The 14,247-nt window shown below is 68.3% G+C and carries 11 protein-coding genes; 10 read left to right on the forward strand and 1 reads right to left on the reverse strand.

Features of this window, described 5'->3' with window-relative positions; all coding sequences use genetic code 11:
• Positions 1-252 precede the first annotated feature (252 nt).
• The 10 genes from ABZ497_RS35545 (at position 253) to ABZ497_RS35590 (ending at position 12,284) form a co-directional block, all read left to right on the forward strand.
• Positions 253-1,872, forward strand: coding sequence for an ABC transporter substrate-binding protein (locus ABZ497_RS35545; RefSeq protein WP_359811957.1), 1,620 nt, complete (start codon positions 253-255; stop codon positions 1,870-1,872).
• Between the two features lie 120 nt (positions 1,873-1,992).
• Positions 1,993-2,919 carry an ABC transporter permease gene (locus tag ABZ497_RS35550; protein WP_329489443.1) on the forward strand — a complete coding sequence of 309 codons (927 nt, stop codon included), beginning with the start codon at positions 1,993-1,995 and terminating at the stop codon, positions 2,917-2,919.
• A gap of 76 nt (positions 2,920-2,995) precedes the next feature.
• Complete coding sequence (locus ABZ497_RS35555; RefSeq protein WP_352290041.1) at positions 2,996-3,910, forward strand: ABC transporter permease; 915 nt, start codon at positions 2,996-2,998, stop codon at positions 3,908-3,910.
• A gap of 15 nt (positions 3,911-3,925) precedes the next feature.
• Entirely contained in the window at positions 3,926-4,975 is a 1,050-nt protein-coding gene (locus tag ABZ497_RS35560) for an ABC transporter ATP-binding protein (RefSeq protein ID WP_329489444.1), read from the forward strand.
• Positions 4,968-6,089, forward strand: coding sequence for a dipeptide ABC transporter ATP-binding protein (locus tag ABZ497_RS35565; RefSeq protein ID WP_359811961.1), 1,122 nt, complete (start codon positions 4,968-4,970; stop codon positions 6,087-6,089). Before ABZ497_RS35560 ends, ABZ497_RS35565 begins: the two co-directional genes overlap by 8 nt.
• Before the next feature lie 412 nt (positions 6,090-6,501).
• Positions 6,502-8,151 (forward strand): ABC transporter substrate-binding protein, encoded by a 1,650-nt coding sequence (locus tag ABZ497_RS35570; protein WP_359811964.1) that lies wholly within the window; start codon positions 6,502-6,504, stop codon positions 8,149-8,151.
• Between the two features lie 93 nt (positions 8,152-8,244).
• Entirely contained in the window at positions 8,245-9,189 is a 945-nt protein-coding gene (locus tag ABZ497_RS35575) for an ABC transporter permease (protein WP_359811967.1), read from the forward strand.
• Positions 9,182-10,156 carry an ABC transporter permease gene (locus tag ABZ497_RS35580; protein ID WP_329489448.1) on the forward strand — a complete coding sequence of 325 codons (975 nt, stop codon included), beginning with the start codon at positions 9,182-9,184 and terminating at the stop codon, positions 10,154-10,156. Before ABZ497_RS35575 ends, ABZ497_RS35580 begins: the two co-directional genes overlap by 8 nt.
• A gap of 15 nt (positions 10,157-10,171) precedes the next feature.
• Positions 10,172-11,272 carry an ABC transporter ATP-binding protein gene (locus tag ABZ497_RS35585; RefSeq protein WP_329489449.1) on the forward strand — a complete coding sequence of 367 codons (1,101 nt, stop codon included), beginning with the start codon at positions 10,172-10,174 and terminating at the stop codon, positions 11,270-11,272.
• Entirely contained in the window at positions 11,265-12,284 is a 1,020-nt protein-coding gene (locus ABZ497_RS35590) for a dipeptide ABC transporter ATP-binding protein (RefSeq protein ID WP_359811971.1), read from the forward strand. The genes ABZ497_RS35585 and ABZ497_RS35590 overlap by 8 nt, the downstream gene beginning before the upstream one ends.
• Positions 12,285-12,342: 58 nt before the next feature.
• Here ABZ497_RS35590 and ABZ497_RS35595 read toward each other — a convergent pair whose 3' ends face one another.
• Positions 12,343-14,052: an ABC transporter family substrate-binding protein gene (locus ABZ497_RS35595; RefSeq protein ID WP_359811974.1), complete on the reverse strand. Its 1,710-nt coding sequence runs from the start codon at positions 14,050-14,052 to the stop codon at positions 12,343-12,345.
• Positions 14,053-14,247: the final 195 nt, after the last annotated feature.

Here is a 14,247-nt window from a genome sequence, read left to right on the forward strand (position 1 = left end):
AGCTTCACAGGCCCCTGGGCCGTCCGGTCCTTGCGGATCTCGAAGTCCATCGCACCCCTTGAGCTGGGGTGTTGCAACGACTCCTAGAACCCAAGTCGAAGCCGCGGGCCCTTCCGGCGTTTCGCGGTCCTGTGGCGGCGTCAACCCCGGGCGGGGTCCGCTGCACCCGTCCGGGGGTACCTGGCTCGCGCCGCCGGGCCACCGCGCTTCTCATGGGGTGTGATGCGACACACACCTTGAGGAGGGACCTCCATGCCCGCAGCCACTCGCGCTCGATGGGTCCTCGCCGCTGCGACATCTGTGGCCCTGGTGGCCAGTGGGTGCAGCAGTAGCGGCGGAGGCAGTAGTTCGTCGGACAGCGGCAAGACCTTCAGCTACCAGAGCAGTGAGCCGCAGAACCCCTTGCAGCCCGCGAACGCGAACGAGACCGGCGGCGGCCGCATCCTGCAGAACCTGTTCAAGGGGCTGGTGGACTACGACCCCAGCAACGCGAAGATCCGGATGCAGGTCGCGGACTCGATCGAGACCAGCGACTCGCAGACCTTCAACGTCACCCTGAAGACCGGCTGGACGTTCCACGACGGCACCCCGGTCACCTCGAAGAACTTCGTCGACGCCTGGAACTGGGGCGCGACCACCAGCAACAACCAGATCAACAGCTCCTGGTTCTCGGACATCGAGGGCTACCAGGACGTCCACCCGGCCAGCGGCCAGCCGACCGCCACCGCGATGTCCGGCCTGACCGTCGTGGACGACACGCACTTCACCATCAAGCTGCACACCAAGGTCTCGTACTTCGAGTACAAGCTGGGCTACATCGCCTTCTCCCCGCTGCCGACCGCCTTCTTCAGCGACCCGACCGGGTTCGGGCAGAAGCCGGTGGGCAACGGCGCCTACCAGTTCGTCAGCTGGAGCCACAACCAGCAGGTGGTGACCAAGGCGTACCCGAACTACCAGGGCGTGGACAAGCCGAAGAACGGCGGCATCGTCTTCAAGATGTACAACACGTCCGAGGCCGCCTACGCGGACCTGCAGTCCAACAACCTCGACGTGATGGACCAGGTGCCGCCGTCCGCGCTGGCGACGTACAAGAGCGACCTGGGCGACCGGGCGATCGACTCGCCGCAGGGTGCGATCCAGAACATCGGCTTCACGCTCTACCAGCCGGACTGGGCCGGCCCGGACAAAGCGAAGGTCCGTCAGGGGCTGTCGATGGCGATCGACCGCGACACCATCACGAAGACCGTGCTGCAGGGCTCGCGCAAGCCGGCCTCCGCGTGGGTCGCCGAGGGCGTCGAGGGCTACAAGGCCGGCCAGTGCGGCGACAACTGCACCTTCGACGCCACCAAGGCCAAGCAGCTGATCACCGAGGGCGGCGGCGTCCCCGGCAACAAGCTGACGATCACCTACAACGCCGACGGCGGCCACAAGGAGTGGGTGGACGCGGTCTGCAACTCGATCCGGCAGAGCACCGGCGTGGACTGCGTGGGTGACCCGAAGCCCGACTTCAAGACCGCCCGCGCGGCGATCACCGGGCACCAGATCAACGGCGCCTTCCGCACCGGCTGGGTGCAGGACTACCCGCTGAACGCCAACTTCATGGCCGACGTCTACCGCACCGGCGCCGCGTCCAACGACTTCGGCTACAGCAGCCCGCAGTTCGACCAGCTGGCCACCGAGGCGGACCAGGCGGCCAGCGTGGCGGACACCGTGACGGGCTACCAGAAGGCGGAGACGGTGCTGGCGAACGACATGCCGGCCATCCCGCTCTGGTACTACCGCACCAACTCGGGCTACTCGGCGAACGTCCAGAACGTGAAGTTCGACTCCTTCGGCAACCCGGCCTGGACCCAGGTCGAGGTCAAGGGCTGATCCAGCCCCTCGCGCCGGCCCCGCCCTCCCCGCACGGAGGGCGGGGCCCGGGCACTCGACCCCCACGCGGCCCTGCGCACCCGGTCACGGGCCGACCAGTCACCTAGGAAGGAGGCTCGGATGGGAAGTTATGTGCTGCGGCGGGTGCTGCAGATGATCCCGGTGTTCTTCGGCTCCACATTCCTGATCTTCCTGATGGTCTACACGCTGCCCGGGGACCCGGTCGCGGCGCTCTTCGGGGACAAGGCCGCGGACCCGGCGGTGGTGGCCAATCTGAAGCACAAGTACTACCTCGACCAGCCGCTGTGGAAGCAGTACCTGCACTACATGGGGAACCTCTTCCAGGGCGACTTCGGGACGAGCTTCACCGGCCGGTCGGTCACCGACATCATGGCGGACGCCTTCCCGGTCACCATCCGGCTGGCGCTGATGGCCTTCGCCTTCGAGCTGATCGTCGGGCTGGCGCTCGGCCTGGTCTCCGGCCTCAGGCGCGGCAGCGTCCAGGACACCCTGGTGCTGGTCCTGACCCTGGTGGTGATCTCGATCCCGGTGTTCGTGCTGGCCTACATCGCCCAGACGATCTTCGCGACCAACCTGGGCTGGGTCACCCCGACCGTGCAGGACTCCAAGGACCTCTCCCAGCTGATCCTGCCCGCGATCGTGCTGGGATCGCTCTCCCTCGCCTACGTCGCCCGGCTCACCCGGACCTCGATCGGGGAGAACCTGCGGGCGGACTACATGCGCACGGCGGTCGCCAAGGGCCTGCCCCGGCGCACCGTCATCACCCGCCACCTGCTCCGCAACTCGCTGATCCCGGTGGTCACCTTCCTCGGGACCGACCTGGGCGCGCTGATGGGCGGTGCGATCGTCACGGAGGGCATCTTCAACGTCCAGGGCATCGGCAACGTGCTGTACCGGGCGATCAACCAGAAGGAGGGCCCCACCGTGGTCGGCATCGTGACCGTCCTGGTGATCGTCTACCTGGTCGCCTCCCTGATCGTCGACCTGCTCTACGCGGTCCTGGACCCGAGGATCCGTTATGCCTGACCTGCATGACGAGGGCGAGTTCAAGCCGCACGCGGCCCCGGGCCTCGACCACCTGGACTACGCCGGCGAGCAGGGCATGGCGGTCGAGCAGGAGACCCTGGTCGAGGGCGATCCGGCCAAGCGGGAGGAGGCCCGCAGCCTGTGGGGCGACGCCTGGCGGGACCTGCGGCGCCGGCCGATCTTCCTGATCTCGGCGATCCTGATCCTCCTGCTGGTCGTGATGGCGATCTTCCCCTGGGCCTTCACCGACGCCGATCCGCGCAAGGCCGACCTGGTCAACGACTACCTCAAGCGCCCGGACTGGTCGGACTTCTTCGGCGCCGGCTGGTTCGGCTACGACGGCCAGGGCCGGTCCATCTACGCCCGGGTGGTCTACGGGGCCCGCGCCTCGATCACCGTCGGCATCTTCGTGACCCTGGGGGTCACCCTGCTCGGCGGGCTGACCGGGATGGTCGCCGGGTACTTCGGCGGCGCGGTGGACGCCGTGATCTCCCGCGTCGTCGACATCTTCTTCGGCATCCCGCTGCTGCTCGGCGCGCTGGTCCTGCTGGGCGCGTTCTCCGCCCGCACGGTGTGGAGCGTGGTCATCGCGCTCGCGGTGCTCGGCTGGACGCAGATCGCGCGCGTCATGCGCGGGGCCGTCCTGACCGTCAAACAGTCCGACTACGTGGTGGCCGGCCGGGCGCTCGGCGCGAGCACCGGGCGGTTGATGTTCCGGCACATCCTGCCGAACGCGATCGCGCCGGTGATCGTCGTCGCCACGATCGCGTTGGGCGGCTACATCGCGACCGAGGCCACGCTGAGCTTCCTCGGCATCGGCCTGCAGGATCCGACCATCTCCTGGGGCATCGACATCGCCTCCGCCCAGAAGGTCATCCGGACGGCCCCGTACGTGCTGTTCTTCCCGGCCGTGGCGCTCTCGATCACCGTGCTGGCCTTCATCATGCTGGGTGACGCGGTGCGCGACGCCCTCGACCCGAAGCTTCGCTGAGCGAGGGGACTCATCGTGACCACAGCTGTCGACACCGGCAAGCCCCAGCGGGAGACGCCCTACGAGGGGCCGCTGCTGGACGTCCGGGACCTGCACGTCGAGTTCGTCACCCGGGACGGCGTGGCGAAGGCGGTCAACGGGGTCAACTACAGCGTCCGGGCGGGGGAGACCCTGGCGGTGCTGGGGGAGTCCGGTTCGGGCAAGTCGGTGACCGCGCAGGCGATCATGGGCATCCTGGACATGCCCCCGGCCCGCATCCCGCAGGGCGAGATCCGCTTCCGGGGCCGGGACATGTTGACGATGGGCAAGGAGGAGCGCCGGAAGATCCGCGGCCAGAAGATCGCGATGATCTTCCAGGACGCGCTCTCCTCGCTGAACCCGGTGCTGAGCGTGGGCTTCCAGCTCGGCGAGATGTTCCGGGCCCACCACGGGGCGTCGCGCAAGGAGGCCAAGGCCAAGGCCGTCGAGCTGATGGACCGGGTGCGCATCCCGGCGGCGAAGGAGCGGGTCAACGACTATCCGCACCAGTTCTCCGGCGGCATGCGCCAGCGCATCATGATCGCGATGGCGCTGGCCCTGGAACCGGACCTGATCATCGCGGACGAGCCGACCACCGCGCTGGACGTGACCGTGCAGGCGCAGGTGATGGACCTGCTGGCCGAGCTGCAGGCCGAGTTCCACATGGGGCTGATCCTGATCACCCACGACCTCGGCGTGGTCGCCGACGTCGCGGACAAGATCGCCGTGATGTACGCGGGCCGGATCGTCGAGACCGCCCCCGTGCACGAGCTGTACGCGCGGCCGGCCCACCCGTACACCCGGGGCCTGCTGGACTCGATCCCGCGGCTGGACCAGAAGGGCCAGGAGCTCTACGCGATCAAGGGGCTGCCGCCCAACCTGCTGCGGATCCCGCCGGGTTGCGCGTTCAACCCGCGCTGCCCGCGCGCCCAGGACATCTGCCGGGCCGAGGTGCCCGAGCTCTTCCAGGTCACCGCGGACGACGGCAGCGAGCTGGCCGGGCGGGGCAGTGCCTGCTTCTTCTGGAAGGAGACCCTCCATGGCTAGCCCGCTCGGGCCCGCGGTGCCCAAGGAGGAGGCGTTCGCGCAGGCCGTGCGGCCGGGCGAACCGATCCTCGAAGTCCAGGACCTGGTCAAGCACTTCCCGCTGACGAGGGGCGTCGTCTTCAAGAAGCAGGTCGGCGCCGTGAAAGCGGTCGACGGGGTCAGCTTCGACCTGATGCAGGGGGAGACGCTCGGCATCGTGGGGGAGTCCGGCTGCGGGAAGTCCACGCTGGCCAAGGTGCTGATGAACCTGGAGCCGGCCACCGGCGGATCGGTGCGCTACAAGGGGGAGGAGATCTCCCGGCTCTCCGGCTCCGCCCTGAAGGCGGTGCGGCGCAACATCCAGATGGTGTTCCAGGACCCGTACACCTCGCTCAACCCGCGGATGACGGTCGGTGACATCATCGGCGAGCCGTACGAGATCCACTCCGAGGTGGCGCCGAAGGGCGACCGGCGCCGGGCCGTCCAGGACCTGCTGGACGTGGTGGGTCTGAACCCGGAGTACATCAACCGGTACCCGCACCAGTTCTCCGGCGGCCAGCGCCAGCGCATCGGCATCGCCCGGGGGCTGGCGCTCAAGCCGGAGGTGATCATCTGTGACGAGCCGGTCTCGGCGCTGGACGTCTCCGTCCAGGCGCAGGTGATCAACCTGCTGGAGCAGCTGCAGGGCGAGTTCAACCTCTCGTACATGTTCATCGCGCACGACCTCTCGATCGTCCGGCACATCTCCGACCGGGTCGGCGTGATGTACCTGGGCAAGATGGTGGAGATCGGCTCCGACCGGGAGATCTACGACCACGCGACGCATCCGTACACCCAGGCGCTGCTCTCCGCGGTGCCGGTGCCGGACCCGACGGCGCGCGAGTCCCGGGACCGGATCGTGCTCGTCGGGGACGTGCCGTCGCCGGCCAACCCGCCGTCCGGCTGCCGGTTCCGCACCCGCTGCTGGAAGGCGCGGGACAGGTGCGCCGTGGAGGTGCCGCTGCTGGCCGCCCCGGCCTGGCTGGACGGGCACGCCCGGCACGACTCGGCCTGCCACTTCGCGGCGGAGCGCGGGGGCCCGGACGGCGGGGAGGGCGCGGCGGGCACGCCGGAGCCCCCACCCGAATCCAGTTGACACAGTTGTCCTGACCACGCACCAAGGGCGCGTCCTCCCTCCGGAGGGCGCGCCCTTGCGTTGTCCTGCGGAAACGCCGGAATTCCCGGCCCGAAAATGATCATTACGCTCCGTAAAGCATCGAATACCGGAGCTTATTGTTCGTTATCCGGAAACCGGAATGCGGCATTCCAGGTTCGATATGCCGGAATTTGGCGAGCATTGTCATGACTTGGTCTGAGCATGTAATTGAAAAGAGATGTGAGGCGGATTCCGCCGGAGGGGTCGGGTGATCGATAGTTGCTCTGCGCGTATCAGTGGTCACCTCGCCAACTGTGCGGATCGGCCCTGAGATGTCGACCCTTGCCATGCCCGGCACACCGACTGGCGAGGCGCCGTTCGTTCGTAAGCCCCTAAATCGAGAGGCACTTGAATGAGGCTCACCAAGACCATGCGTTGGACCGCGCTCGCGGCGTGCACCGCACTCGCGATCTCCGCCTGCAGCACCGGCGGCGACAAGAAGTCCTCCAGCGAGGCGAGCGGCGCCGGGTCGGGCAAGAAGGGTGGCTCGATCAGCGTCGAGCTGGGTGAGCCGCAGCACGGGCTGGTGCCCCAGAACACCTCCGAGTCCGAGGGCGCCGAGGTGCTCAACGCGATCTTCGCGGGCCTGGTCGACTACGACATCAAGGACAATTCGCCCAAGCTCCGGGTCGCCGAGTCGATCGAGAGCCAGGACGCCACCACCTGGACGATCAAGCTGAAGGACGGCTACACCTTCCACAACGGCGAGAAGGTGACCGCCCAGTCCTTCGTCGACGCCTGGAACTACGGCGCCAACCAGGACAACGCGCAGGAGGCCCTGCCGTTCTTCGACAAGATCCTCGGCTCCGACGAGCTGGCCCCCGGCAAGGACAAGAAGCCCACCGCCGACAAGCTCAAGGGCCTCGCGGTCGTCGACGACAAGACCTTCACCGTCACCCTCAAGGCGCCGTTCTCGCAGTTCAAGACGATGCTGGGCTACAACGCGTTCTTCCCGCTCCCGAAGGCGTTCTTCACCGACCCGAAGGCCTTCGAGGACGCGCCGATCGGCAACGGCGCGTTCCAGATCGACGGGAAGTGGGAGCACAACAAGCAGATCAAGGTGAAGCGCTTCGAGAACTTCCCGGCGTCCGACGGAAAGGCCAAGCTGGATTCCGTCACGTTCAAGATTTACGACAAGCTGGACACCGCGTACAACGATCTGCGAGCGGACAACATCCAGATCACCGACAAGCTGCCGATCTCGGCGATGGCGACCGTCGCCCAGGAGTTCGGCGACCGCTACATCTACAAGCCGGATTCCGGCGTCGGTTACCTCGGATTCCCGATCTCGACGAATCCGGCATTCGCCAGTCCGGACCTCCGCAAGGCGATCTCGATGGCGATAGACCGGGAATCGATCACCAAGACCATCTTCTCGGGCACCCGCAAGCCCGCCGACGACTTCATCAACCCGATCATTCCCGGGTACCGCCAGGGCGCGCTCGGCGACGCCGCGAAGTACGACCCCGCGAAGGCCAAGGCGCTCTTCACCCAGGCCGGCGGCCTGCCCGGCAACACGCTGGAGATCGGCTACAACGCCGACGGCGGCCACAAGGAGTGGATCGAGGCCGTCGGCAACCAGCTCAAGGCGAACCTGGGGATCCAGGTCACCTTCAAGCCGTTCGAGAAGTTCGGCGCGATCCTCACCGCGCTGGGCGAGCACAAGTACTCCGGCGCCTTCCGGATGGCCTGGTCGATGGACTACCCGTCGATCGAGAACTACCTGCGGCCGATCTTCTCCAAGGTCGCCATCGACAACGGGTCCAACTACGGCGGCTACGTCAACGAGGAGTTCGAGGCCCTGCTGTCCAAGGCGGACGCGGCCAAGACCGACGCCGAGGGCATCAAGCTCTACCAGCAGGCCGACGACATCCTGGTCAAGGACCTGCCGTACATCCCGGTCTACACCTACATGTCCTCCGCGGCGTACACCAAGACCGTCAAGAACGTGAACGTCAACGCCCAGGGACAGATGGACCTGGCCAACGTCGAACTGGCCTGACCGACATCCAGCTGACCGGCACGCCGGGACGGGTGGCGCGGGCAACCCCCGTGCCGCCCGTCACGGGCCTGCCCCGAACCACGAGGAGGCCGCATGGGCCGCTATGTGGTCCGCCGGATCATCCAGGCCATACCTGTGATCCTCGGCGCGACGTTCCTGATCTACGCACTGGTCTTCCTGCTGCCTGGCGACCCCATCACGGCACTGGCCGGTGAGAAACGGCAGGACCCTGCCGTCGTCGCGGTCCTGCGGGACCGCTACCACCTGGACGACCCGTTCTTCATCCAGTACTGGGACTACCTGGTCGGCCTGTTCAAGGGCGACTTCGGGGAGGACTACCGCGGCAACGAGGTCGTGGACGTCATGAAGACGGCGTTCCCGTACACCATCAACCTGGCGGTGACCGCGCTGGTCATCGAGATGGTGGTGGGTGTCACCGCGGGTGTGATCGCCGCCCTGCGCCGCGGCAGGTTCATCGACAACGTGGTGCTGATCTCGACCCTGATGGTCATCTCGATCCCGGTCTTCGTGATCGGCTTCGTGCTGCAACTGGTACTCGGGGTGAAGCTCAACACCGATTACGGCATCGACTTCTTCCCGGTCTCGTTCAACGAGGACGCCGGCTTCCGGTCCTATCTGCTACCGGCCTACGTCCTCGCCTCCACCTCGCTGGCGTACATCGCGCGGCTCACCCGGACCAGCCTGATCGAGGTGATGCGGGCGGACTACGTCCGCACGGCGGTCGCCAAGGGCCTCAGCCCGCTGCGGGTGGTCGTCCGGCACGGCCTGCGCAACGCGCTGATCCCGATCGTCACCTTCCTGGGCATGGACCTCGGCGGGTTGATGGGCGGCGCGGTCATCACCGAGGGCATCTTCAACATCCCCGGAGTCGGACACCAGCTCTTCCAGTCCGTCTACCTGCGCGAACGCACCATCGTGGTGGGCATCGTGAGCGCCCTGGTGCTCGTCTACCTGTTCGCCAACCTGGTGGTCGACCTGCTGTACGCCGTTCTGGACCCGAGGATCCGCTATGAGTGAGCCGACGAAGAGCGAGGACACCAAGGTGGCGATTCCCGAGCAGCCCGGTTCCGCGGCGCCCGGGACCGCGGTGCTCACCAAGGACGCCGAGGCCGGCCGGACCGGCAACGAGCGGGTGGCCAGCCTCTGGACCGACGCCTGGTACGACCTGCGGCGCAATCCGCTGTTCCTGATCGGCGGGTTCCTGGCGCTGTTCATGGTGGCGCTCGCCGTCGCCCCGAGCCTGTTCACCGACGGGGACCCGACCTCGGCGGGGTTCTGCAACCTGTCCGACTCGCTGAAGCGGCCCAGCGCCGACCACTGGTTCGGCTTCGACGTCCAGGGCTGCGACATCTACACCCGCACCGTCTGGGGCGCCCGCAACTCGATCATCGTCGGCATCCTGACCACCTCGCTGGTGGTCGCCGTCGGCGGCACGCTGGGCCTCTGGGCCGGCTGGATCGGCGGGATCTGGGACAGCCTGCTCTCCCGGGTCACCGAGATCTTCTTCGCCATCCCGCTGCTGCTCGGCGGCATGCTGATCATGTCCACCTGGGGCAAGGGCAACGCCTGGACCGTCTCCGCGGTGATGGCCGTCCTCGGCTGGCCGCAGATCTACCGGCTGATGCGCTCGGCGGTGCTCTCCAACAAGCACAACGACTACGTGGTCGCGGCCAAGGCGCTCGGCGCCGGCACCGGGCGGATCGTCTCCCGGCACATCCTGCCGAACGCGGTCGCCCCGGTGATCGTGGTCTCGACCATCAACCTGGGCGTCTACATCGGTGCCGAGGCCGCGCTCTCGTACCTCGGCATCGGCATCCAGTCCCCGGCGATCTCCTGGGGCCTGATGATCAGCGACGCGCAGTCCCGCTTCCTGACCGCGCCGCACGTGCTGCTCTTCCCGGCCGCGGTGCTGAGCATCACCGTGCTGGCGTTCATCATGCTCGGCGACGCGGTACGCGACGCCCTCGACCCGAAGCTGCGCTGAGGAGGGCCGCGGACGATGAGTGACACGACGAAGCTGTCGAAGCAGTCGAAGGACGGCACCCCGCGCCGGGACGCCGTAGAGGTGATCGGCGGCGGCCGGGAGAACCTGGTGCCCGGAACGCCGCTCCTGGAGGTCGACGACCTGCACATCGAGTTCCACACCCGGGACGGCGTGGCCAAGGCCGTCAACGGCGTGAGCTACTCGGTGTCGGCCGGGGAGACCCTGGCGGTGCTGGGGGAGTCCGGCTCGGGCAAGTCGGTGACCGCGCAGGCGATCATGGGCATCCTGGACATGCCCCCGGGGAAGATCACCGCCGGCTCGATCCGGTTCCGGGGCGAGGACCTGCTCACCATGAGCCCCAAGGCCCGGCGGGCGGTCCGCGGCCGGAAGATCGCGATGATCTTCCAGGACGCGCTCTCCTCGCTGAACCCGGTGCTGAGCGTGGGCTACCAGCTGGGCGAGATGTTCCGGGTGCACCAGGGGGCCTCCCGCAAGGAGGCCAAGGAGCGGGCCGTCGAGCTGATGGAGCGGGTGCGCATCCCCGCCGCCAGGCAGCGCGTCGGCGACTACCCGCACCAGTTCTCCGGCGGCATGCGCCAGCGCATCATGATCGCGATGGCGCTGGCCCTGGAGCCGGACCTGATCATCGCGGACGAACCGACCACCGCCCTGGACGTCACGGTCCAGGCCCAGGTGATGGACCTGCTGGCCGAGCTGCAGGCCGAGTTCAACATGGGCCTGATCCTGATCACCCACGACCTCGGCGTGGTCGCCGACGTCGCGGACAAGATCGCCGTGATGTACGCGGGCCGGATCGTCGAGACCGCCCCCGTGCACGAGCTGTACGCGCGGCCGGCCCACCCCTACACCAAGGGCCTGCTCCGGTCGATTCCCCGGCTGGACCAGAAGGGCCAGAACCTCTACGCCATCCAGGGCCTGCCGCCGAGCCTGCTGCGGATCCCCGAGGGCTGCGCGTTCAACCCGCGCTGCGATCGGGCGGCGGACCGCTGCCGCGGCGAACTCCCGCGGCTGGTGCCGGTGCTGGACTCCGACGGGGCCGATCTGCCGGGCCGCCGCAGCGCCTGCCACTTCTGGAAGGAGACCCTCCATGGCTGAGCCCATCCTGGAGGTCAGGGACCTGGTCAAGTACTACCCGCTGACCCAGGGCATCGTCTTCAAGAAGCAGGTCGGCGCCGTGAAGGCGGTCGACGGCATCTCCTTCGAGCTGAGGAAGGGCGAGACGCTCGGCATCGTCGGCGAGTCCGGCTGTGGCAAGTCCACGCTGGCCAAGGTCCTGATGAACCTGGAGCGGGCCACCTCCGGCCAGGTGCTGTTCAAGGGCCAGGACATCACCCGGCTCTCCGGCGCCGGGCTGAAGGCGGTGCGCCGCAACATCCAGATGGTCTTCCAGGACCCGTACACCTCGCTCAACCCGCGGATGACGGTCGGCGACATCATCGGCGAGCCCTTCGAGATCCACCCGGAGGTGGCGCCGAAGGGCGACCGCCGCAAGGCCGTCCAGGACCTCCTGGACGTCGTCGGCCTGAACCCGGAGTACATCAACCGGTACCCGCACCAGTTCTCCGGCGGCCAGCGCCAGCGCATCGGCATCGCCCGGGGGCTGGCGCTCAAGCCGGAGCTGATCATCTGCGACGAGCCGGTCTCCGCCCTGGACGTCTCCGTCCAGGCGCAGGTGATCAACCTGCTGGAGCAGCTGCAGAGCGAGTTCGAACTCTCGTACATGTTCATCGCGCACGACCTCTCGATCGTCCGGCACATCTCCGACCGGGTCGGCGTGATGTACCTCGGCAAGATGGTCGAGATCGGCACGGAGGACGAGATCTACTCGCACCCGACCCACCCGTACACCCAGGCGCTGCTCTCCGCGGTGCCGGTGCCGGACCCGACCGGGCGGGAGCAGCGCGAGCGCATCCTGCTCACCGGCGACCTGCCGTCCCCGGCCAACCCGCCGTCCGGCTGCCGGTTCCGCACCCGCTGCTGGAAGGCGGAGGAGCGCTGCGCCACGGAGGTCCCGCTGCTGGCGGTGCCCGGCACGCTCAGCGGTCCGGCGGCGCACGACTCGGCGTGCCACTTCGCCGAGGTCCGGGACGTGATCGGCGCGGGCTGAACCGGTCGGCGGGCCGGGCCCCGGGGCGTGCTCCCCGGGGCCCGGCCCGCCCGGCCGTTCACCGCTGGAAGGCGACGTTCTCCCAGACGATGTCGGACAGGCCCTGCGCGCCGATGTTGGCCAGGTCGGCGCGGGCGCCGTACAGCTGCGGGCGCTGGTAGAGCGGCAGCACCCCGGCCACCTTCCACAGCTCGCCGTCGGCCTGGTTGATGGCCTCGAAGGCGGTGGCCGCGTCGGTCGCGGCGGCGGCCCGGTCGAGGGCGGCGTCGACGGTGGCGCTGCCGGCCAGGGAGTGGTTCGTGCCGCCGTTCTGGACGAAGTTGGCCCGGTTGCCGCTGGCGGGGAAGGGCGTGCCGAGCAGCGAGTAGGCGGCGATGTCGAAGTCGTGGCGGTTGACGTACTTGTCGAAGTACTCGTTGGCGGCGGCGGTCACCGTGGTGACCTTGACGCCGACATCCTTGAGCATCCGGGTGGTCACGGCGGCCTCGTTCTGGGCCTGGGTGACCCCGGCCGGGATCACCATCCGCAGGTTCAGCTCCCGGCCGTCCTTCTTGCGGACGTCACCGTCGAGCTTCCAGCCCGCCGTCTCCAGCTTGCGGACGGCGCCGGCCGGGTCGAACCGGCTCAGGCCGAGCGAGTTGTCCCGGTAGGCGTTCTGGTTGGCCACCAGCAGGTGGTTGTTGAGGGTGACGGTGGGCCAGTCCAGGCCGCTGAGGTCGGAGCGGGTGATGGCGTCCCGGTTGATCGCCTGGAACAGGGCCTGCCGGACGGCCGGGTCGGTCAGCAGGGGGCTGCGGCTGTTCAGCGTGAACTGGCGGAAGTCGGGCCCGCCGGCGCGGCGCACGGTGGCGCCCTTGGTGCTCCTGATGAGCTGGTAGCCGGCCACGTCGGGGCCGTTGTTGAAGAAGTCGATCTCACCCTTGGCGAAGGCGGCGGCCATCGTGTTGGGCACCATGGCACGGAAGACGATCCGGTCCAGCAGCGGCTTCTCGCCCCACCACCCGGGGTCGGCGACCAGGGTGACGGTCTGCGCGGCCCGGTCCAGCTTCTCCACCTTGAACGGGCCCGCGGTGACCGGTATCGCGTCCAGGTAGGCGGAGTTGAACAGGTCCGCGGTGGCGATCCGGCTCGCGGGCAGCAGCGGGGCGTTGGCGGCGCCGTTGAACATCGACTGCCACTCGGAGAACGGCTTGTCGAAGGTCATCACGGCCTGGAAGTCGTCCCGGCCCCGCTCGACCGACGAGACCAGCTCGAAACCGGTGCTGCTGGAGGCCTTGAAGGCGGGGTCCTTCCCGTTCAGGGCGTGCCAGTTGGCCGCGATGTCGCGCCAGGTGAGCGGGGTGCCGTCGGACCACCTCGCCTTCGGGTTGAGTGTCCAGGTGACGACCTGGTGGCCGTCCCGGAGCTCGGACCGGGCGTCCTGGAGGTAGGCCGGGTTGATGCTCTGGGTGCCGGCCGCGTCGGAGCGGAAGAAGGTCGGCAGCAGCGGCTTGGTGACGGTGACCGTGGAGGACTCGCTGCCGTCGGTGTGGATCGGCGACCACTGGGTGGAGTACTGCGCGACCGCGACCCGCAGGGTGCCGCCCGGGCGGAGCTCGGCACGGTCGTGCGGATTGATGTCGACCGCGGTGAGCTTGGGCGATTCGAGCGGGGTCGGGGCGGCCTGGGCGCCGCCGGTGCCGGAGCCGCAGGCGCAGAGGGTCAGCGAGAGCGAGACGGCGGTGAGGCCGGCGAGCAGGGCCGTGCGGTGCGAGGTGAGGCGGCCCATGATGCTGCTCCCGGTGCGGATGTGAAGGATGTGACGGAGGGTACGGCGTCACATCTTGGTGACCGGGGTGGTGAGTTGTCGAGGGGCGGGCCCGGATCCGCTCCTTCACCTACATCGGCTACCGGGGTGACGGCTACCCGCAGTGGAAGGCCGCGTCGGGCAACCTCTACTGCAACGAGGGCAACCACTGGGACA

The sequence above is a fragment of the Kitasatospora sp. NPDC005751 genome, from assembly GCF_040630835.1.
Taxonomy (GTDB): Bacteria; Actinomycetota; Actinomycetes; order Streptomycetales; family Streptomycetaceae; genus Kitasatospora.

Bases quoted from the DNA above. Each gene is read 5' to 3' on its own strand.
- ABZ497_RS35590 (WP_359811971.1), top strand. From the start codon at position 11,265: ATGGCTGAGCCCATCCTGGAGGTCAGGGACCTGGTCAAGTACTACCCG.
- ABZ497_RS35580 (WP_329489448.1), top strand. From the start codon at position 9,182: ATGAGTGAGCCGACGAAGAGCGAGGACACCAAGGTGGCGATTCCCGAG.
- ABZ497_RS35585 (WP_329489449.1), top strand. From the start codon at position 10,172: ATGAGTGACACGACGAAGCTGTCGAAGCAGTCGAAGGACGGCACCCCG.
- ABZ497_RS35575 (WP_359811967.1), top strand. From the start codon at position 8,245: ATGGGCCGCTATGTGGTCCGCCGGATCATCCAGGCCATACCTGTGATC.
- ABZ497_RS35550 (WP_329489443.1), top strand. From the start codon at position 1,993: ATGGGAAGTTATGTGCTGCGGCGGGTGCTGCAGATGATCCCGGTGTTC.
- ABZ497_RS35570 (WP_359811964.1), top strand. From the start codon at position 6,502: ATGAGGCTCACCAAGACCATGCGTTGGACCGCGCTCGCGGCGTGCACC.
- ABZ497_RS35555 (WP_352290041.1), top strand. From the start codon at position 2,996: ATGGCGGTCGAGCAGGAGACCCTGGTCGAGGGCGATCCGGCCAAGCGG.
- ABZ497_RS35545 (WP_359811957.1), top strand. From the start codon at position 253: ATGCCCGCAGCCACTCGCGCTCGATGGGTCCTCGCCGCTGCGACATCT.
- ABZ497_RS35565 (WP_359811961.1), top strand. From the start codon at position 4,968: ATGGCTAGCCCGCTCGGGCCCGCGGTGCCCAAGGAGGAGGCGTTCGCG.
- ABZ497_RS35595 (WP_359811974.1), bottom strand. From the start codon at position 14,052: ATGGGCCGCCTCACCTCGCACCGCACGGCCCTGCTCGCCGGCCTCACC.